Genomic DNA, 18,379 nt, shown 5'->3' on the forward strand with positions numbered 1-18,379 from the left:
TTTCCGAACATTGCTTACGCATCAACGAGATTGCCATGTCCAACATCGTCATCGCCGCCGCCAAGCGCACCGCCATCGGCTCCTTCCTCGGCCAGTTCAACGGCGTGCCGACCCCGACCCTGGGCGCGGCCGCCATCGCCGCCGCACTGGAGCAGTCGGGCATCCCGGCCAGCGACGTTTCCGAAGTCCTCATGGGCTGCGTGCTGCCGGCCAACCTCGGCCAGGCGCCCGCCCGCCAGGCGGCGATCGCTGCCGGCATTCCGCTGTCGACCGGTGCCACCACGCTGAACAAGGTCTGCGGCTCCGGCATGAAGACCATCATGCTCGGTCATGACCTGATCAAGGCCGGTTCGGCCAGCATCGTTGTCGCCGGCGGCATGGAATCGATGTCCAACGCGCCGCACATGCTGCCCAACTCGCGCACCGGCAACCGCTTCGGCAACTTCCAGGCGGTCGATCACATGGCCCACGACGGCCTGGTCAACGCTTATGACGGCAAGGCGATGGGTGAATTCGCCGAATGCGCCGTGGACAAGTACCAGTTCAGCCGCGAAGAGCAGGACGCCTACGCCATCGAATCGGTCAAGCGCGCGCAGGCAGCCCAGGCCAACGGCGCGTTCGCCGATGAAATCGTCGCGGTGAAGGTCACCACCCGCAAGGGCGAGGTCGAGATCACCACCGACGAGCAGCCCGGCCGTTCGGACATCGCCAAGATCCCGACCCTGCGCCCGGCCTTCAAGAAGGACGGCAGTGTGACCGCCGCCAGCTCTTCCAGCATTTCCGACGGCGCTGCCGCAGTGGTCCTGCTGACCGAGGAAGATGCGGCTGCGCGCGGCATCAAGCCGTTGGCCCGAATCGTCGGCCACGCCACCCATTCGCAGGAACCGGAGTGGTTCACCACTGCCCCGATCGGCGCGCTGCGCAAGCTGCTGGACAAGACCGGCTGGTCGCTGGACCAGGTCGATCTGTTCGAAATCAATGAAGCCTTCGCTGTGGTGGCGATGGCGCCGATGCGCGAACTGGGCATTCCGCACGACAAGCTCAACGTGAATGGCGGCGCCTGTGCACTGGGCCATCCGATCGGTGCCTCCGGCGCACGCCTGGTGGTGACCTTGGTCAATGCCCTGCGCACGCGCGGTGGCAAGCGCGGCATTGCCACCCTGTGCATCGGCGGTGGCGAAGCGACCGCGATCGCCATCGAATTGATTTAAATGGATTTAACGATGATTTCGCAAAAATGAATGCGGGATCGCTTGACACCCAATCTTGGCTTGTCATCATGTTGTCGGCGCGCAGCATGCGCGTTGCCTAATTCTAACGACGAGGATTTACACAATGAGCATCAACAAGCTGCTGGTCGCGATGTCCCTGGCTCTGGCCCTGGCCGCCTGCTCGAAGCAGGAAGCTGCCCAGGACGCCGCTGCTTCGGCCAACGAAGCCGCCACCGAAGCCCAGGCTGCTGCCGACCAGGCCGCCGCTGCTGGCGCCCAGACCGCCGACGCTGCCCAGCAGGCCGCTGACACCGCCGCCACCGCTGCCGACGCTGCGACCGACGCTGCTGCCAACACCGCCGCTGCTGCCACCGACGCCGCTGCTGGCGAAGCCAAGGACGCCGCCAAGGCTGCCGAAGCTACCGCTGAGCAGGCCAAGGACGCTGCTGAAGAAGCCAAGAAGTAATCACTTCTTTCTTCACGCTGTTCCGGAAAAGCCGCTGGTTCGCCAGCGGCTTTTTCTTTGCGCCCGTGGATCGCGACTGAGCGCGCTCCGCGACCCCGTCTTCACAACGGCATGAATAGGCTGGCGTCCCCATCCATTGCAGTACCGGAGACCGCCATGAAGATTCGTCCGATCACCACCACCCTGCTGGCCGGCTCCCTGCTGCTGGCCCTGGCCGCCTGCAAGGGCCCGGAGGCCGAACAGGCCAAGCAGGACGCGCAGCAGGCCGCCGACAGCGCTGGCGTCGCTGCCCGCGATGCCGTCGACCGGGCCGCTGCCGCAACCCGCGACGCCGCCGACAAGACCGCTGCTGCTTCCGAGCAGGCCGCCGCCGATACCCAGCAGGCGCTGGACAAGGCCGCCGACGCCACCGCCAATGCCGCTGACCAGGCCAAGGTCGCCGCCACCGACGCGGCCGCGCACGCCAGCGACGCCACTGCCGACGCCGCGCAGAAGGTCGCCGACAAGGCGCGCGATGTCGCCAATGACGCCAAGGCCAACGCCGCCAAGGAAGAAGCCAAGCACTGAGCCTTGCCGGCAGCCGAGCACCGGCTCGGCGCTACAGGAAAAGCCGCGGCATGGCCGCGGCTTTACTGCTTTTCGCTCTCCGCTCTTTCTGTTGATTCCGTGGTGGACGGCACGGAAACCGTCCAAGGCCGCGCGGGTAGGTTGCGCAGGGGCGTAAGCGCCATGGATGGCGCGCCCGAGCCTACAAGGACGTATTCACGGCGCCCCCTGCGCGACCTACCCGCGCGGCCCATCCATCAGTATCAGCGCCCACCACGAGGGACACCGCCGTTGGCCATTGCCTACGGCAGCGCGCGCGCCAGCATCGCGGTCAGCTCCAGGCCCGCCGGCAGCGTCCCGAATGCCAGCCCGTGCTCTCCTTCCAGCCGGCTGCGCACGAACGCCTCGGCGATCGGGCTGCGCGCACGCAGCAGCAGCGCTGCCTGCAACAACAGCGCAGTGCGCTCGCAGAACAGTCGCGCCTGTGATTCCTCCGGTGCCGGTGCCGCTGCCCAGCGCTGCAATGCCGCTGCGTAGCGCGCATCACGGTCGGCCACCGCCGCCAGCTCGCCGCGCAATGCCGCCATCGCCTCCGGTTCACGGGCCAATGCACGCAGCACATCCAGACACTGGATGTTGCCGCTGCCTTCCCAGATCGAATTCAACGGTGCCTGCCGGTACAGGCGCGGCAGCATCGACTCCTCCACATAGCCCGCGCCGCCCAGGCATTCCTGCGCTTCATTGACGAAGGCCGGCGCACGCTTGCACAGCCAGTACTTGCCCAGTGCCGTCCCCAACCGTGCCATCGCGGCTTCATTGGCATCCACACCGGCACGATCCACCGCGCGTGCGATGCGGATCGCCAACACCGTGGCCGCTTCCGACTCCATCGCCAGATCAGCCAGCACGTTGGTCATCAACGGGTGCTCGACCAGCAGCTTGCCAAAGGTGCGGCGATGCCGTGCGTGATGCAGCGCCTGCGCCAGCGCCATGCGCATCTCCGCTGCGGCGCCCAGCATGCAGTCCAAGCGGGTCATCATCACCATGCCGATGATGGTGGCCACGCCGCGGCCCTCTTCACCCACCCGCCACGCCTGCGCGCCGCAGAACTCGACCTCGCTGGAGGCATTGGCCCAATCCCCAAGCTTGTCCTTCAACCGCATCAGGCGGAACGCATTGCGGTCACCGTCTGCCAGGCGGCGCGGCAACAGCAGGCAGGTCAGTCCTCCCGGCGCCTGCGCCAGCACCAGGAAGCCGTCGCACATCGGCGCGGAAAAGAACCACTTGTGGCCGACCAGGCGATAGCGCTCACCATCGATCGGTTCGGCGCGGGTACTGTTGGCACGTACATCCGAGCCGCCCTGCTTCTCGGTCATGCCCATGCCCAGGGTGATGCCGGCCTTGTCCGCCACCGGCACGTCGCGCGGGTCATAGACCGGCGCTGCGGCCTTGCGCGCCCACTCGGCCAGGTGCGGCTGCGTGCGCAGCACCGCTACTGCTGCATGGGTCATCGTCAATGGGCAACTGGTGCCCGCCTCGGCCTGGTGATGCAGGTAGCTCAACACCGCACGTGCCACGTGCGCGCCGGGCTGCGGCTCATGCCAGGACAAGCCTGCGACCCCGTGCGATTTGGCCGTGTCCATCAACTGGTGATAGGCCGGATGGAACTCCACCGTGTCGATGCGATGGCCCTGCGCATCATGCGTGCGCAGGCGTGGCCGATCGCGGTTGGCATCGAAGCCGACCCGGTACAGCTCATCACCCGCCAGCGCGCCATACACCGCCAATCGTGGCGCGAAGCTGCCAGCGCCTTCGCGCTGAACGGCTTCCATCAGCGCCGCGTCGTCGGTCCACAACTGCCGCCCCGCGAACGGCGGCGGCTGGTTCAGTACCACATGGGTTTCGTAGGGCGCGTTGCTGCTGAAGCTCGGTCCACTCATCCGGTCCATCCTGGCGGCAAGAAGTGTGCGGCCCGATTGTGCCGCATGACCTGCCAAGCCCGTGTTCAGGCCGGTTCTCACCCCGTGCACGAGCCGCAGGCCACAGTGATGGCATGGCAGGCAATGACGATCTGGTGGTGTTGCGCCCGGAGGGGCTGTACTGCGCTGCGGGCGACTTCCACATCGATCCCTGGCGGCCGGTGCCGCGCGCGGTCATCACCCATGGCCACGGTGACCATGCTCGCCCGGGCATGGGCGAATACCACTGCAGCGACGGCAGCCTGCCGATCCTGCGTTGGCGCCTGGGCGACGTGCCGGTGCAGGCGCATGCCGAGGGCACCCCGTTCCGCCTGGGCCGGGTGCAGGTATCACTGCATCCAGCCGGCCACGTGCTGGGGTCCTCGCAGGTGCGCATCGACGACGGGCGGCAGGTCTGGGTGGCCTCCGGCGACTACAAGCGCCAGCCAGACCCGACCTGCGCGCCGTTCGAAGTGGTGCCCTGCGATACGTTCATCACCGAGGCAACCTTCGCCCTGCCGATCTACCGCTGGCCGGACACGCCGGCAGTCGCTGCGGAGATCGTGGCGTGGCGCCGCGAATGCGAACAGCGCGGCGAGGCGGCGATCCTGCTGTGCTATGCACTGGGCAAGGCACAACGGGTGCTGGCCGAGCTGCGGCCGCTGGATGATCGCCCGGCCTGGCTGCATGGCGCCATCGCCAATGGCGTAGCGGTGTACCGGCAGGCCGGCGTACCGATGCTGGAGACGCTCACCGTGGCCGAACAGGGCCGTCAACCCGATGCCGCCGGCCAGTTGATCCTCGCCCCGCCCTCGGCTGCGGGCACGCCCTGGATGCGCCGCTTCGGGCGCCACCAGCTGGGCTTCGCCTCGGGCTGGATGCAATTGCGCGGCAACCGGCGCCGACGCAACGTCGATCGTGGCTTCGTCATTTCCGATCACGCCGATTGGCCAGCACTGCTGACGACGATCGAACAGACCGGCGCGCAGCGGGTGATCGCCACCCATGGCAATACCGATGCGCTGATTCCCTACCTGCGTGAGCGCGGCGTGGCTGCCGAAGCCTTCCGTACCGATTTCGGGAGCGAGGAATGAAAGCCTTCGCAGCGCTCTACCAACGCCTGGACCGCAGCACTGCCACGCTGGACAAGCGAGCGGCACTGGTCGATTACTTCGGCCAGGCAGGCTCGCACGATGCGGCGTGGGCGCTGTACCTCCTCAGTGGTGGCAAGGTGGGCGGCGCACGCCGGAAGATCGCCGCCAGTGGCGAACTGCGCGCCTGGATCGCCGAGGAATCAGGGTTGCCACCGTGGCTGGTGGACGACAGCTATGCGCAGGTCGGTGACCTGGCCGAAACGCTGACGCTGCTGCTGGACGACCCACCAAACCCCTCGCCTGACCGCCCCCTGGCCGAATGGATCGAACAGCACCTGCTGGCGGTGGCCAACCAACCCGAGGCGGTGCGCCGTGCGGCGGTCGTCGCCGGCTGGCGGCAGCTGTGCAGCAGCGAACGCCTGGTGTTCAACAAGCTGCTGACCGGAGCCCTGCGCGTTGGCGTCTCGCAACGGCTGGTGCAGCAGGCGCTGGCCGAGTGGTCCGGCCTGGATATTGCCCGCATCGCCCAGCGCATGCTGGGCGAGTGGGTGCCCTCGCCCGGGCTGCTGGCCCAGCTGCTGTCGCCGGATGAGCTGCCGCTGGACCGGCAGCAGCCCTACCCCTTTTTCCTCGCCTCGCCACTGGAGGGCAGCCCTGCCGAACGACTCGGTGCGATCGACGACTGGCTGCTGGAATGGAAGTGGGATGGCATCCGCGTGCAGCTGCTGCGCCGGCGCGGCGAGGTCGCCTTGTGGTCACGTGGCGAAGAGCGGCTGGATGGTCGCTTCCCCGAAATCGAACAGGCGGCGATGGCGCTTCCCGATGGCTGCGTGCTGGATGGCGAGCTGCTGGCCTGGGACGAAGCCGCGGACCTGCCACGTGCCTTCACCGCGCTGCAGACCCGCATCCAGCGCCGCAAACCCGGCGCGGCCACCCTGCGCAACACGCCGGTGCGCGTGCTCGCCTACGACCTGCTGGAACTCGATGGCGCGGACCTGCGCGAACTTCCATTGCAGCAACGGCGCGCGCGGCTCACCGAGGTCGTCGGTGCACTGGGCGATGCGCGCATCCAGCTGTCGCCCGACGTTGCCGCCGGCGACTGGCCGCAGGCCGCGGCGATGCGCGATGTGGCGCGCGAACGCGGTGTGGAGGGGTTGATGCTGAAGCGGCGCACGTCCTCCTACCAAGCGGGGCGACGACGCGGCGACTGGTGGAAATGGAAGGTCGATCCACTCACGATAGACGCGGTGCTGCTGTACGCACAGGCCGGGCACGGCCGACGCAGCACGCTGTACACCGACTACACCTTTGGCGTGTGGGACGGCGACACGCTGGTGCCGGTGGCCAAGGCGTATTCCGGCCTGGACGACAAGGAGATCCTCGCGCTCGACCGCTGGATCCGCGCCAACACCCGCGAGCGCTTCGGGCCGGTGCGCAGCGTACGCGCCGAACAGGTGTTCGAGCTGGGCTTTGAAGCAGTCAACCGCAGCAGCCGGCACAAGTCCGGCATCGCCGTGCGCTTCCCGCGCATCCTGCGCTGGCGCCACGACAAGCCCGCCAGCGAGGCCGATCAGCTGGCCAGCCTGAAGGCGCTGGCGCGATGACCCGCAGCCAGGCGCTGCGCCGGCTGGAAGACTGGTTTGCGTCCAGAGGCTGGCGCTCACTGCCGTTCCAGCGCGCAATGTGGCGCCACTACCTGGCGAGCGAATCCGGGTTGCTGCATACGCCCACGGGCAGCGGCAAGACACTGGCGATGTTCGGCGGGCCCCTGCTGCAGGCCATGATCGATCCGCCGCCCTTGCCCCGTCGGGCCAGCGCGGTGCGCCCACTGCAGGTGCTGTGGGTGACGCCCTTGCGCGCGTTGGCCAGTGATACCGCACGCGCACTGCAGGACGTGGTCGATGGGCTGGGGCTGGGATGGCGTGTCGGCCTGCGTAGTGGCGACGCCAGCAACCGCGAACGACGACAGGCGCGCGAGGGCCGCATCGACGTACTGGTGACCACGCCCGAATCGCTGGCGCTGTTGTTGAGCTATCCCGACACGCTGCCGCGCATGCGCCAGCTGCGCTGCGTGGTGGTGGATGAATGGCACGAACTGCTGGGCAACAAGCGCGGCGTCCTGCTGCAGTTGAACCTGGCGGTGTTGCGCGATGCCAGGCCGGCATTGCAGCTGTGGGGTCTGTCGGCCACGCTGGGCAATCTGCAGGAGGCGCGCGACGTGCTGCTGCCCGGTCAACCGGAAGCACCGATCGTGCAGGGCGTACGGCCGCGCACACTCAGCGTGCGCAGCCTGCTGCCAGACCCCGGCGAACGCTTCCCATGGGCGGGGCATCTGGGCCTGGCACAGCTGCCACGCGTGCTGGAGGCGCTGATGCAGGCACGCAGCAGCCTGCTGTTCACCAACACCCGTGCACAGGCAGAACTGTGGCATCAGGCGCTGGCCGCGGTGTGGCCGGAAGAACTGGACACGCTTGCGCTGCACCACGGCTCGCTGGATCCGGCCCTGCGCCAGCAGGTGGAAGACGGACTGCGCGCGGGCGCGCTGCGCTGCGTGGTTGCCACTTCCAGCCTTGACCTCGGCGTGGACTTCCCCGAAGTAGAACAGGTCCTGCAGCTGGGCAGCCCGAAGGGCGTGGCGCGCCTGCGCCAGCGCGCCGGACGCGCACGCCACCGCCCGGGTGCCAGCGGCGCCATCCTGTGCGTGCCCAGCCATGCGCTGGAACTGGCCGAGTACGCTGCGGTGCGCCGTGCATTGGCTGAAGGCGTGGTCGAAGCGCGCAGGCCGCCGACGCTGTCGCTGGATGTGCTGGCCCAGCACGCGGTCAGCCGTGCGCTGGCGGGCGGCTTCGACAGCACTGCGCTGCTGGAACAGGTCCGGCGTACTCATGCCTTCGCGTCGCTCGGCAACGACCAATGGCAGGCCGTGCTCACGTTCATCGTGCAGGGCGGGCAGGCCTTGGCCCAGTACCCCGATTTCCACAAGGTCGTGCGTGATGCCGATGGGTGGTACCGCATGCATGACCGCCGCCAGGCGCTGCGTCATCGGCTTTCGATCGGCACCATCAGCAGCGATGGCAGCGTGCGCGTGCAGTTCCTGCGCGGCGGCAGCCTGGGCGCCGTGGAGGAGCAGTTCGCCAGCCGGCTGCGACGTGGCGATCGTTTCCAGTTCGCCGGGCGCCTGCTGGAGCTGGTGCAGCTGCGCGACATGACCGCCTTCGTGCGGTTGGCACGAGGGCGCGGAGACGGCGTCGTGCCACGCTGGCAGGGAGGCCAGTTGCCGCTGTCGATGCCACTCGGTCGCGAGCTGGAGTGGGTACTGTCCGGCGCCGACAACAGTGCCGAATCACGCTGGCTGTCGCCCTTGCTGGCACTGCAGCAACAGTTGTCGGCGCTTCCCGGCGCGGACCACCTGCTGGTGGAACAGGTGCGGCGTCGCGAAGGCCAGTTCCTGTTCGTCTATCCCTTTGCCGGCCGCCACGTGCATGAGGCGCTGGCCGCCCTGCTGGCATTGCGCTGTACCCGCCTGCAGCGCAACAGCATCGGCTACGCGGTGAACGACCATGGCCTGGTGCTGGCACCGGCCCAGGCGATCGATCTGGACGCAGCGCAATGGCGGGCGCTGTTCACCCCCGATCAGCTGCTGGATGATCTGCGTGCCGCAGTGAACCTGGGCGAGCTGGCGCGGCGCCAGTTCCGCGGCATCGCACGTGTGGCCGGCCTGCTGGTACCCAGCCTGCCCGGTGGCATGCCGCGATCGCTGCGGCAGTTGCAGGCGTCGGCGGGCCTGCTCTTCGATGTACTGCGCGAGCACGATCCGGGCCATCTGCTGCTGGCGTTGGCCGAACGCGAAGTGCTGCACGACAGCCTTGACCTGCCGGGCTTGCGGCAGGTACTGGCAAGGATCGGCACGCAGGCGCTGTCGGTGCAATGCCCGGCGTCGCTGACGCCCCTGGGCTTCCCGCTGTGGGCCGAACGCCTGCGTGGGCAGTTCAGCAACGAGGACTGGCGTACCCGCGTGCAACGCGCGGCCAAGCAGCTGGAGCGCCGCCATGGCCGATGAACTGCTGCTGCTGCGCGCGGGCGAATCGCTTGTGCTGCTTGGCGAGCGCGCGCTGTACTGGCCCACACGGCAGGCGCTGTTGATCGCCGACCTGCACTTGGGCAAGGCCGACGTATTCCGCCGTGCCGGCATCGCGCTCCCCAGTGGTGGCACCGGGGAAGACCTCAATCGACTGCAGGCGCTGCTGGACAGGTATGCATGCCGCGAGCTGTGGATCCTGGGCGACATCCTGCATGGACCGGCGCATCGCGCCGCGTGGTACCAGCAATGGTTGGCATGGCGCGAACGCAACGCGGCGCTGGACGTGCATGTCCTGCGCGGAAATCACGACCGCCACCTGCCGCACGCCCAGCTGCTGGTACAGATCCACGATGAAGCACACCTGCATCCGTTCATGCTTCGCCATGAGCCAGTGGCCGATGCAGGACGGCATGTCATCGCTGGGCATCTGCATCCGCAGGTCGCCCTGTCGCCGTTGCGTCGGCGCTTCCCCGTATTCTGGCTGCGTGACGGGATGACGGTCCTGCCGGCCTTCTCTGCGTTCACTGCGGGAATCGTGCCTGTTCCCGCTCCCGGCGAGCAGAGGGTCGCCTGCGTCGAGGGCAGCCTGGTCGAACTGCCCGTGACGTGAATCAGGCGGGGCGGATCTCCAGCTGCGGCATCAACTGGAACTCGGGCGTGTCCCCTTCACGCCGCCGCGGCAAGGCCTGGATCCTCGCCAGCATTTCCTGCGCGCAGGCGCGGATGCGTGCATGGTGTTCCGGCGACGCGTGGCTGATCAGGCTGCCCACATGGAATTCAAACACGTCCTCCAGTACGTCGGGCTGGTCCTCGTGCAGCATCTGCAGCAGACCACGCAGCTTGCAGATTTCCGATTCCAGCTCCTCGACCGCGAACAACATGGCGTCCTCCTCTTCAACAACAGGCGGCGCGTCCGGGCCGCAACAGGCCGCAACGGCAGCGCCGCCCGGGCCACGCGCGATGTCGATCACGGAAAGGAAAACGGGCGACGCGCAATCGCGTGCAACCCACTTCTCGCATATCTGTAGTGACGCAGCCGTTAATTCACGTGACGACGCGCCTCACGCACTGGCCGTGATCGCGTTGCTGGGAGGCATTGCCATCGACGTGCCCAGTTCGTTGACGAATGCCGGGTCCAGTTGGAGCGAGCCAAGCCAGCCATGCTGCGTGCCACTGAGTATGCGCAGCATATGCCCACGGCCACCGGGCAGGCGCCCCATCGGGCCAAGCAGCACATCACGCGCTTTCGCCCAAGCGTCGCGGTCGGACTGGAACAGTGGCGTCAGCCAGCGGCTCCAGCGCTGGTACACGGCCACATGCGCGCGCCGCTGCGCTTGGTAGGCCTGCAATGCCGCCGCACTGCCGCCATGGCTGCGCACGGCATCGCGCAGTGCCAGCGCATCGAGCAACGCCATGTTCACACCCTGCCCCAGCTGGGGGCTCATCGCATGCGCCGCATCACCGGCCAGCACCATGCGGCCTTGGTGCCAACGTGTCATCACCGCATCACGGTAAACGGCGCGCGCCATCTGGCCGGCATCGCGCAGATGGGCGAAGCGCGCACTGGCCTGCGGCCACAGCGCATGCAGTTCATCCAGCCAGGGCGCCATACCTTCGGCCTGCCACCGATCGAAATCGGCGCGTGGCAGGCTCCAGAAGAAGCTCAGGCGCGGCGTGTCATCACCGGGGCGGGTACCGACCGGCAGCAGCCCGATCATCTTGCGCGCGGCCACGTAGCGCTGGCGCAGCTCGCTCATGTGCGGCCAGTCCTCGGCCGGCAGCAGGCACCACAGCGCGCCCCACGGGTAAACCCTGTCCAGCGCGATGCCCCGCTCGACGCCGCCGCGCAGCGTTGAAGCTGCACCATCGGCAGCCACCACAAGGTCGAACGGTCCGTGCTGGCGCCCCTCGCTGTCGCGCAAACGCCCCTGTGCGGCGTCGACGGAAACGATGGTGGTGCCGACATGCAGCTGGCCGGCGCCATCGCGGGCTTGGTCCAGCAGCGAAAACAGCGCCCCGCGCTGCATGCCCAGCCCATGCAGGCGTGCATCCAGCCCGGCATAGGCCATGTCCATCACCGCGCGCTCGCACGGCGTGTCGCCATACAGGCGGTGCACCGGCGCGGCATGTGCACGCACGGAATCAAGCAGGCCCATCTGCCACAGTACCTGCAGGCCGCTGGGCTGCAGCAGGAAGCCGGCGCCAACCGGTCCCGGCGTGGGCACGCGTTCGAAGATCTCCACCTCGTGGCCGTCACGGGTGAGCAGGATGGACACTGCCTGTCCAGCGGTGCCGTAGCCGATCACGGCGATGCGCAGTCGTTCCTTCATGGGCGCATTGTGCCCGAGGTGGGTGGATCGCGAACGGGCCGCGAGCGTGCCGCGCAAAAAAAACCCCGCCGGAGCGGGGTTTTCAACGCACTGTCGAGTGGATCACTCGGCCGGCGTGATGTTCGAAGCCTGGGCACCCTTCGGGCCCTGGGTCACGTCATAGGTGACACGCTGGCCTTCCTGCAGGCTGCGGAAGCCCTTGGAGTTGATGGCGGAGAAGTGCGCGAACACGTCGGCGCTGCCATCCTCCGGCGAGATGAAGCCAAATCCCTTGGCGTCGTTGAACCACTTGACGGTACCGTTCGGCATGGTGATGCGAGACCTTATGCAATGAATGGGTGGTGTACGCTGAACCCGCGCACAAGCTGAGTATGCAAAGCTTGCTCGGCGAAGACAATCACCCCCGTGCCAATTCACCTACCAGTTCCGGAAGTCCGTTGCTGGCGGCCTGCACGTTGGCAAGTACTTCAGCCATCGTGATCTCTTCACCATCGCCACAGCCGGCAGCCCAGTTGGCGATGATCGCCAGGCAGGCGTAATCCAGCCCCAGCTCCCGTGCCAGTGCGGCTTCCGGCATCCCGGTCATGCCCACCAGATCGCAGCCGTCGCGGCGCATGCGGGCGATCTCGGCGATGGTTTCCAGGCGCGGGCCCTGCGTTGCGCCGTAGCAGCCGCCGTCATGGACCGTGACACCGGTCACTTTCGCAGCGGCCAGGATCTTGCTGCGCAGCATCGGCGTATAGGGGTGGCCGAAATCGACGTGGACCACGTCGGTGCCTTCTTCTTCACAGATCGTGCTGATGCGGCCCCAGGTGTAGTCGATGATCTGATCCGGGCAGGCCAGCACGCGCGGACCAAAGTGTTCGGTGATGCCTCCCACCGTGTTCAACGCCAGCACGCGCTGCGCGCCCAGTTGCTGCAGTGCGGCCAGGTTGGCGCGGTAGTTGATCTTGTGCGGCGGCAGCGAATGGCCCTCGCCATGCCGCGCCAGGAACGCCACGCGGTGTCCAAGCAGCGTACCGACGCGTACCGGGCCGGACGGGCGGCCGAAGCGGGTGTCGACCTCGTGGGTCTGCACGTCGTCAAGCTTGGCCAGGTTGTAGACACCGGTACCGCCGATCACGGCCAGGGCGATCTGTTGCATTCAAAGCACTCCATGAAAAGACCAACGCCGGCACCCGAGGATGCCGGCGGCAGAAGAAGACGCGCCGCGGGCGGCTGCGCCGTTATTCCTTCATCGCGTAGATGGCCGGCACGCAGCGCAGGGTTTCATTGACGTCCATGCCGAAGCCGAACACGTAGCGGTCGGGCAGTTCGATGCCGGCGTAGTCGGCGGTCACGTCCGGCAGCGCGCGGTCGTGCTTCTTCACCGTCATCGCGGCGATGCGCACGTCGGTCGCGCCCTGTTCCAGGCACCAGGTGCGCACGCCCTGCAGGGTGTAGCCCTCGTCCAGGATATCGTCGACCAGCAACACGCGGCGGCCGAACAGCGAAGTGGCCGGCTTGTGCTTCCAGACCAGGTCGCCGCCGGTGGTTTCACCGCGGTAACGGGTAGCGTGCAGGTAATCGAACTGCACGTCTTGGCCGCGCGCGCCCAGCTCCAGCGCCAGCTGGCCGGCGAACGGCAGCGCGCCGTGCATGATGGACAGGAACAGCGGCACCTCGCCCTTGTAATCGCGCGCGATGGCGTCGGCGATACCAGCGATGGCCTTGTCGATGGTGGGGCGGTCGACCAGCAGGTCAGCCTGGGCCAGGGCCTGGGAAATGGTGAGGTTGGGCATCAGACGGTTCTTCCAAGGGTTTCAATCAGACGGGATTGGGTGTGGCCATGGCGGGCATCGGCCAGCAGGCCATCCCAGCCAAGCGCGCCGCGGCCGAGCAGGCCCAGCAGCGCAGCAGTATTGAGGGAGCGCCCCTGCACCGCGTGCAGGGCTTCATCAACCAGCTCCGGGTGGCAGACCAGCACCACGTCGCAGCCGGCGTCCAGGTGTGCGTGCACGCGCGCGGGCACGCCACCGGCACTGTGCGAGGCGGCCATGCCGATGTCATCGGAGAACACCACGCCGCGGAAGCCGAGCTCGCCACGCAGGATGTCCTGGATCCAGCGCGGCGAATAGCCAGCCGGTTCAGGCGCAATCTGCGGGTAGATCACGTGCGCCATCATCACCGCGTCGGCACCGGCGGCGATGCCGGCCTGGAATGGCACCAGGTCCTGCGCGCGCAGCTCGTCCAGCGCGCGCGGGTCGATCGCGGTATCCACGTGGGTGTCTTCCAGCACGGTGCCGTGGCCGGGGAAATGCTTGAGCGTGGCGGCCATGCCGACCGCATGCATGCCGCGCACATAGGCAGCGGTGAACGCCGCAACCACCTGCGGGTCTTCACTGAAGGCGCGGTTGCCGATGGCGCGGTTGCCGCGGCCAAGATCGACCACCGGCGCGAAGCTGAGGTCCAGCCCGCTGGCGCGGACTTCACTGGCCATCAGCCAGGCGTGCTGCTCGGCCAGCGACAGGGCCTGCTGCGGGTCGGTGGCGTACAGGGCACCGATGTCCTGCAGTGGCGGCAGATCACTGTAACCTTCGCGGAAGCGCTGTACGCGGCCGCCTTCCTGGTCCACGCAGATCAGCTGCGGGCGCGGCGCAGCGGCGCGGATCGCCGCGCTCAGATCGGTTACCTGCTGGCGCGAGGCGAAGTTGCGCTTGAACAGCACCACCCCGGCCACGGCATCGTGCTGCAGCCAGTCACGTTCCTGGGTGGTCAGTTCGGTGCCGGCAACGCCGATCAGCAGCATGGTTGATCTCCACAACGCGCGCCCGCATGGCGCAGTGCCGCATTGTCGCAGAACCGGCCGACAGGCGCAGTGGTCAAGGGGAAAAGGGAAATGCGGGGGCTCTGCCCCGGTCTGCTCAGACCCTGCAGCCGTCCGGGCCGCAGGCCTCGTCGTCGCCAGCCGGGGCGGCCGGGGGCCCCTGTTCGGCCGCGATCTGGCGCAGCGCGTTGGCAAAGCCTTCTGGCGGCTGCGCCCCGGAGATCGCCCACTTCCCGTCGATGACAAAGGTCGGCACGGAGGAAATGCCCAGCGCATGGGCCTGGCCGAGCTTGGCCTCGACCTCGGCCAAGCCACGGTCCGAGGCCAGCATCTGCGCGATTTCGCCACCGTCCAGGCCGCCAGCCACGCCGGCCTTCACCAGTACAGCTTTGTCGGCCAGGTTCTGGCCATGTTCGAAGTGGGCGCGGAACAGCGCCTCGCTGACCGCATCCTGCACGCCGTGCTCGCCGGCCAGCCACAGCACTCGGTGCGCCGGCAGCGTGGTCACCCGCACCTGGCCCTGGTTGAAATCCATCGGCAGCCCCTCCGCGCGTGCGGTGGTCTGGGTCTGGCCGAGGATCTGCTCGGTGCGCTCGACGCCCCCGAACTTGCGCGCATAGGCCTCGCGCAGCGGCACCGGGGTGTCGTCCGCATCCGGGTCCAGCTGGAACGGCTGCCAGTGGATATCGAGGTCAGGCGCATTGGCGCCCAGCAACTGCACGCCCTGCTGGAAACGATGCTTGCCAATCCAGCACCAGGGGCAGACCACGTCGGAGTAGATGTCGATTCTCATCCCCACGACATGGGGACCGCCTTCCTCGATAAAAGGGGACGGAGGGGATTAAGTCGCTTTCCGCACAGGCGGGGTAAAGACGACTTAATCCCCTCCGTCCCCTTTTTGGGGGTTCACCACTGTGAATACGGGCGGCTGGCCAGGGCAACGTTGTAGTAACGGGCGTCATCGGTCACTTCGGCACCGACCCAGTCCGGCAGGTCGATGGCTTGGTCGGCGCTTTCCAGCTCGACCTCGGCCACCACCAGGCCGGCGTTGTCACCGAGGAACTCATCCACTTCCCAGGTCAGGCCGGCGTGTTCGACCAGATGGCGGCGCTTGTCGATCAGGCCGCCGACGCACAGCGCCAGCAATGCGCGCGCGTCCTCCACCGGGATCGGGTAGTCGAACTCCTGGCGGGTATGGCCGAGGGTGCGCGACTTCAGGTTCAGCGCGGCGTGGTCGCCTTCGATGCGCACGCGCACCGAGGCGTTCTGGGTGCCGCGGTCGAGCGCGCCCATGTCGTTGATGTAGCCCTGCGCCATCGGGATCACCCGATGCGCGGCGGTGCGCCAGCCATCGCTGCTGACCAGGAATTTGCGTTCGATTTCGATGCCCATGGCGCAATTATGCGCCACGGGTGATGACACCTGCTCAGCGCTTCTCGAATACCGCGATGCTTTCCACGTGCGCGGTGTGCGGGAACATGTCCATGGCACCGGCGCTGACCAGGGTGAAGCCCTGTTCGTTGACCAGATAGCCGGCATCGCGTGCCAGCGAGCCCGGGTGGCAGCTCACGTAGACAATGCGCTTGAACTGCTTCAGCGGCAGCTGCTGCAGCACTTCGATCGCGCCCGAGCGCGGCGGATCCAGCAGCAGCTTGTCGAAGCCCTGGCGCATCCACGCCGTGCTGCGCTGGTCCTGGGTCAGGTCGGCGCTGAAGAACTGGGCGTTGGCCAGGCCATTGCGCTCAGCATTCTCACGGGCGCGCGCGACGAGGCCGGCATCGCCTTCCACGCCAACGACCTCGCGCACGCGGCGGGCCAGCGGCAGAGTGAAATTGCCCAGGCCGCAGAACAGGTCCAGCACGCGCTCGTCCTCACCCGGCTCCAGCAGATCCAGGGCATGGGCGATCATCTTCTCGTTCAGCTTGGCGTTGACCTGGATGAAGTCCAGCGGGCGGAATGCCAGTTCCACATCCCAGGGCGCCAGCCGGAACGACAGGGGCACACCCTGCCCGTCCAGCGGCTGCACGGTGTCCACGCCACCGGACTGCAGGTAGATCACGAAGCCATGCTGCTGGCCGAAGGCAGCCCAGGCCGCACGGTCCGCATCGCTGAGTGGCTGCAGGTGGCGCACGGTCAGGACCACGGCCTGGTCGCCGGCGATGAACTCAATCTGCGGGATATCGCGCTTGCCATCGAGCGATTCGATGAAGGTGGACAGCGCCTCGACCTTGGTGCCGATCTCCGGGATCACGGTCAGGCACTGGCTGAGGTCGGCGACGAAACGCGGATCCTGTTCACGGAAGCCGACCAGGGTCTTGTCCTTCTTCTCGACCCGGCGCACGGAGAAGCGGCCCTTGCGACGGTAACCCCAGCTGTCGCCGACCAGCGGCGCAAGCACGGTGCCCGGCTTCACATGGCCGATCCGCTCCAGGTTGTCCATCAGCACGCGCTGCTTGGCGACGATCTGCTGGTCTTCGTCCAGGTGCTGCAGCACGCAGCCGGCGCAGGTGCCGAAATGCGGGCACTTCGGGGTCACGCGCTGCGGCGAGGCCTGCAGAACTTCCAGAGTGCGCGCTTCGTCGAAATGGCGGCTGCGGGCCGTCTGTTCGGCCGTCACCACCTCACCCGGCAGGGCACCGCTGACGAAGGTGACCTTGCCGCCCTCGCCTTCACGGCGGGCGACGCCGCGACCATCATGGCTGAGGTCGAGGATTTCGGTCTGGAACGGGGTACGGTCGATGCGGGAGCGGGATCGGGCCACGTGGCAACAGGCTGCGGGCAAAAATGGGGGCGTATTGTCGCAGATCCTGACCGGCAGGGTCCGGACCCGCTTGCGCCCGCCGCCGCCGTGCTTGATGATTGCAGCAGCTGACATGGAGGCAGCCCTGATGCAGATGACCCCGCGGGCCAGCCGGCCCCGCTTCCTGCTTGTCGAGGACGACATCATCAGCCGCGGTTTTTTCAAGGCGGCGTTGGAAACGTTACCGGCGGATGTGGACACCGCAGATTCGCTGGCCAGCGCTTTGGCCAGCGCCGAACCCGGCGCGCACGACCTGTGGCTGATCGACGTCAACCTGCCTGACGGCAATGGCGCGCAGCTGCTGCGCGAACTGCGCCGTTCACATCCCGACACCCCGGCGTTGGCACATACCGCTGACGGTGACACGTCCATCCATGCCCGCCTGCGCGAAGCTGGCTTCAGCGACACCCTGGTCAAGCCGCTGGGCCGCGACCAGTTGCTGAAGGCGGTGCGCCGCGCACTGGTGAACAGCCCGGCGGGGATCTCCGTCGCCCCGGCCCCGGCAGCGGTCGAGCTGCAGGTACAGGACTGGGACGAGACAGCGGCACTGGCCGCGCTCAATGGCCAGCGCAACCACTTGATCGCCCTGCGCGAACTGTTCCTGGCCGAGCTGCCGGGGGTGCGTGACGCGGTCGAGCAGGCGGTGGACCAGCATGATGAGCGTCAGCTGCGCAGCCAGTTGCACCGGTTGCAGGCGAGCTGTGGGTTCGTGGGCGCGGCACGCTTGGCCCGGGCGGTACGCCAGCTGCATCATGCGCCGGAGTCCGGGCAGGCCCAGGATGGGTTCCGCGCGGCGGTGGCGGCCCTGCTGCATTGAGGGTTGGTCGGCAGGGCTGCGCCCTGCACCTGCAGAGGCTTCAAGCCAAGGCAACAGCAACAGCAACAGCTGGCATTCCGTGGGATGGCGGGGCGGTGTCGGAGCGCGGGGACGCCGTGAACCCGTCCATGAAGTGACCCCCGAGACTTGGACAGGGGTCAGGCGGCCGATTGGGCCTGTTGGGCCTGCTCCCGGTACTGTACCGGGCTCAGGCCCTTCAATTTCAATTTGATGCGCTCTTGGTTGTAGTACTGGATGTATTCCACCAGC

The 18,379-nt window shown here is 67.6% G+C and carries 19 protein-coding genes; 8 read left to right on the forward strand and 11 right to left on the reverse strand.

Annotated elements, in window-relative coordinates; translation table 11 throughout:
* The first annotated feature begins 35 nt into the window (after positions 1-35).
* The 3 genes from AC5P6A_RS14970 to AC5P6A_RS14980 all read left to right on the forward strand — a co-directional run bounded on the left by AC5P6A_RS14970 (position 36) and on the right by AC5P6A_RS14980 (position 2,244).
* Positions 36-1,211 carry a thiolase family protein gene (locus AC5P6A_RS14970; RefSeq protein ID WP_155029931.1) on the forward strand — a complete coding sequence of 392 codons (1,176 nt, stop codon included), beginning with the start codon at positions 36-38 and terminating at the stop codon, positions 1,209-1,211.
* A gap of 124 nt (positions 1,212-1,335) precedes the next feature.
* Positions 1,336-1,677 (forward strand): hypothetical protein, encoded by a 342-nt coding sequence (locus tag AC5P6A_RS14975; protein ID WP_019662150.1) that lies wholly within the window; start codon positions 1,336-1,338, stop codon positions 1,675-1,677.
* A gap of 156 nt (positions 1,678-1,833) precedes the next feature.
* Positions 1,834-2,244, forward strand: a complete 411-nt coding sequence (locus AC5P6A_RS14980; protein WP_019662151.1) for a hypothetical protein — start codon at positions 1,834-1,836, stop codon at positions 2,242-2,244.
* A gap of 281 nt (positions 2,245-2,525) precedes the next feature.
* On the opposite strand, the gene AC5P6A_RS14985 is transcribed toward AC5P6A_RS14980, so the two are convergent.
* Positions 2,526-4,163, reverse strand: a complete 1,638-nt coding sequence (locus AC5P6A_RS14985) for an acyl-CoA dehydrogenase family protein (protein ID WP_019662152.1) — start codon at positions 4,161-4,163, stop codon at positions 2,526-2,528.
* A gap of 113 nt (positions 4,164-4,276) precedes the next feature.
* Here AC5P6A_RS14985 and AC5P6A_RS14990 point away from each other — a divergent pair, with 113 nt between their 5' ends.
* From AC5P6A_RS14990 to pdeM, 4 genes are all read left to right on the forward strand, one after another.
* The gene (locus tag AC5P6A_RS14990) at positions 4,277-5,275 is read left to right on the forward strand and encodes a ligase-associated DNA damage response exonuclease (RefSeq protein ID WP_019662153.1); all 999 of its coding nucleotides are present in this window, start codon (positions 4,277-4,279) and stop codon (positions 5,273-5,275) included.
* The gene (locus AC5P6A_RS14995) at positions 5,272-6,879 is read left to right on the forward strand and encodes an ATP-dependent DNA ligase (protein WP_180877990.1); all 1,608 of its coding nucleotides are present in this window, start codon (positions 5,272-5,274) and stop codon (positions 6,877-6,879) included. Before AC5P6A_RS14990 ends, AC5P6A_RS14995 begins: the two co-directional genes overlap by 4 nt.
* Positions 6,880-6,956: 77 nt before the next feature.
* Positions 6,957-9,335, forward strand: a complete 2,379-nt coding sequence (locus AC5P6A_RS15000) for a ligase-associated DNA damage response DEXH box helicase (protein ID WP_495222334.1) — start codon at positions 6,957-6,959, stop codon at positions 9,333-9,335.
* Complete coding sequence (gene pdeM, locus AC5P6A_RS15005; RefSeq protein WP_019662156.1) at positions 9,325-9,966, forward strand: ligase-associated DNA damage response endonuclease PdeM; 642 nt, start codon at positions 9,325-9,327, stop codon at positions 9,964-9,966. Before AC5P6A_RS15000 ends, pdeM begins: the two co-directional genes overlap by 11 nt.
* 1 nt (position 9,967) lies before the next feature.
* On the opposite strand, the gene AC5P6A_RS15010 is transcribed toward pdeM, so the two are convergent.
* The 9 genes from AC5P6A_RS15010 to rlmD form a co-directional block, all read right to left on the reverse strand.
* A complete protein-coding gene (locus AC5P6A_RS15010) occupies positions 9,968-10,237 on the reverse strand; it encodes a hypothetical protein (protein WP_019662157.1) in 270 nt (89 codons plus the stop codon).
* Between the two features lie 180 nt (positions 10,238-10,417).
* Positions 10,418-11,686, reverse strand: coding sequence for an FAD-dependent oxidoreductase (locus tag AC5P6A_RS15015; RefSeq protein ID WP_111103083.1), 1,269 nt, complete (start codon positions 11,684-11,686; stop codon positions 10,418-10,420).
* Between the two features lie 102 nt (positions 11,687-11,788).
* Positions 11,789-11,995: a cold-shock protein gene (locus tag AC5P6A_RS15020; RefSeq protein WP_005410590.1), complete on the reverse strand. Its 207-nt coding sequence runs from the start codon at positions 11,993-11,995 to the stop codon at positions 11,789-11,791.
* 88 nt (positions 11,996-12,083) lie between these two features.
* A complete protein-coding gene (locus AC5P6A_RS15025; protein WP_049430529.1) occupies positions 12,084-12,830 on the reverse strand; it encodes an S-methyl-5'-thioinosine phosphorylase in 747 nt (248 codons plus the stop codon).
* Between the two features lie 82 nt (positions 12,831-12,912).
* Entirely contained in the window at positions 12,913-13,467 is a 555-nt protein-coding gene (locus tag AC5P6A_RS15030) for a hypoxanthine-guanine phosphoribosyltransferase (protein WP_005410592.1), read from the reverse strand.
* Entirely contained in the window at positions 13,467-14,474 is a 1,008-nt protein-coding gene (gene nagZ, locus AC5P6A_RS15035; protein ID WP_019662160.1) for a beta-N-acetylhexosaminidase, read from the reverse strand. Before nagZ ends, AC5P6A_RS15030 begins: the two co-directional genes overlap by 1 nt.
* A gap of 115 nt (positions 14,475-14,589) precedes the next feature.
* Positions 14,590-15,285: a DsbA family oxidoreductase gene (locus AC5P6A_RS15040; protein WP_227844671.1), complete on the reverse strand. Its 696-nt coding sequence runs from the start codon at positions 15,283-15,285 to the stop codon at positions 14,590-14,592.
* 113 nt (positions 15,286-15,398) lie between these two features.
* Positions 15,399-15,884 carry a CYTH domain-containing protein gene (locus tag AC5P6A_RS15045; protein ID WP_053500339.1) on the reverse strand — a complete coding sequence of 162 codons (486 nt, stop codon included), beginning with the start codon at positions 15,882-15,884 and terminating at the stop codon, positions 15,399-15,401.
* A gap of 34 nt (positions 15,885-15,918) precedes the next feature.
* Positions 15,919-17,253: a 23S rRNA (uracil(1939)-C(5))-methyltransferase RlmD gene (gene rlmD / locus AC5P6A_RS15050; RefSeq protein WP_031270572.1), complete on the reverse strand. Its 1,335-nt coding sequence runs from the start codon at positions 17,251-17,253 to the stop codon at positions 15,919-15,921.
* A gap of 127 nt (positions 17,254-17,380) precedes the next feature.
* Between rlmD and AC5P6A_RS15055 the strand changes: the two genes are divergently transcribed.
* Positions 17,381-18,109, forward strand: a complete 729-nt coding sequence (locus tag AC5P6A_RS15055) for a response regulator (RefSeq protein WP_031270573.1) — start codon at positions 17,381-17,383, stop codon at positions 18,107-18,109.
* Positions 18,110-18,267: 158 nt separating this feature from the next.
* On the opposite strand, the gene AC5P6A_RS15060 is transcribed toward AC5P6A_RS15055, so the two are convergent.
* Positions 18,268-18,379, reverse strand: a 112-nt coding sequence (locus tag AC5P6A_RS15060) for an IS3 family transposase (protein WP_288042072.1), incomplete at its 5' end; no start/stop codon positions are given.

The organism is Stenotrophomonas sp. YJH_SMC_20, assembly GCF_059367845.1.

Excerpts from the sequence above, each read along its gene's own strand:
- AC5P6A_RS14970 (WP_155029931.1), top strand. The coding sequence starts at position 36 with ATGTCCAACATCGTCATCGCCGCCGCCAAGCGCACCGCCATCGGCTCC.
- AC5P6A_RS14975 (WP_019662150.1), top strand. The coding sequence starts at position 1,336 with ATGAGCATCAACAAGCTGCTGGTCGCGATGTCCCTGGCTCTGGCCCTG.
- AC5P6A_RS14980 (WP_019662151.1), top strand. The coding sequence starts at position 1,834 with ATGAAGATTCGTCCGATCACCACCACCCTGCTGGCCGGCTCCCTGCTG.
- AC5P6A_RS14985 (WP_019662152.1), bottom strand. The coding sequence starts at position 4,163 with ATGAGTGGACCGAGCTTCAGCAGCAACGCGCCCTACGAAACCCATGTG.
- AC5P6A_RS14990 (WP_019662153.1), top strand. The coding sequence starts at position 4,277 with ATGGCAGGCAATGACGATCTGGTGGTGTTGCGCCCGGAGGGGCTGTAC.
- AC5P6A_RS14995 (WP_180877990.1), top strand. The coding sequence starts at position 5,272 with ATGAAAGCCTTCGCAGCGCTCTACCAACGCCTGGACCGCAGCACTGCC.
- AC5P6A_RS15000 (WP_495222334.1), top strand. The coding sequence starts at position 6,957 with ATGTGGCGCCACTACCTGGCGAGCGAATCCGGGTTGCTGCATACGCCC.
- pdeM (WP_019662156.1), top strand. The coding sequence starts at position 9,325 with ATGGCCGATGAACTGCTGCTGCTGCGCGCGGGCGAATCGCTTGTGCTG.
- AC5P6A_RS15010 (WP_019662157.1), bottom strand. The coding sequence starts at position 10,237 with ATGTTGTTCGCGGTCGAGGAGCTGGAATCGGAAATCTGCAAGCTGCGT.
- AC5P6A_RS15015 (WP_111103083.1), bottom strand. The coding sequence starts at position 11,686 with ATGAAGGAACGACTGCGCATCGCCGTGATCGGCTACGGCACCGCTGGA.
- AC5P6A_RS15020 (WP_005410590.1), bottom strand. The coding sequence starts at position 11,995 with ATGCCGAACGGTACCGTCAAGTGGTTCAACGACGCCAAGGGATTTGGC.
- AC5P6A_RS15025 (WP_049430529.1), bottom strand. The coding sequence starts at position 12,830 with ATGCAACAGATCGCCCTGGCCGTGATCGGCGGTACCGGTGTCTACAAC.
- AC5P6A_RS15030 (WP_005410592.1), bottom strand. The coding sequence starts at position 13,467 with ATGCCCAACCTCACCATTTCCCAGGCCCTGGCCCAGGCTGACCTGCTG.
- nagZ (WP_019662160.1), bottom strand. The coding sequence starts at position 14,474 with ATGCTGCTGATCGGCGTTGCCGGCACCGAACTGACCACCCAGGAACGT.
- AC5P6A_RS15040 (WP_227844671.1), bottom strand. The coding sequence starts at position 15,285 with ATGAGAATCGACATCTACTCCGACGTGGTCTGCCCCTGGTGCTGGATT.
- AC5P6A_RS15045 (WP_053500339.1), bottom strand. The coding sequence starts at position 15,884 with ATGGGCATCGAAATCGAACGCAAATTCCTGGTCAGCAGCGATGGCTGG.
- AC5P6A_RS15055 (WP_031270573.1), top strand. The coding sequence starts at position 17,381 with ATGCAGATGACCCCGCGGGCCAGCCGGCCCCGCTTCCTGCTTGTCGAG.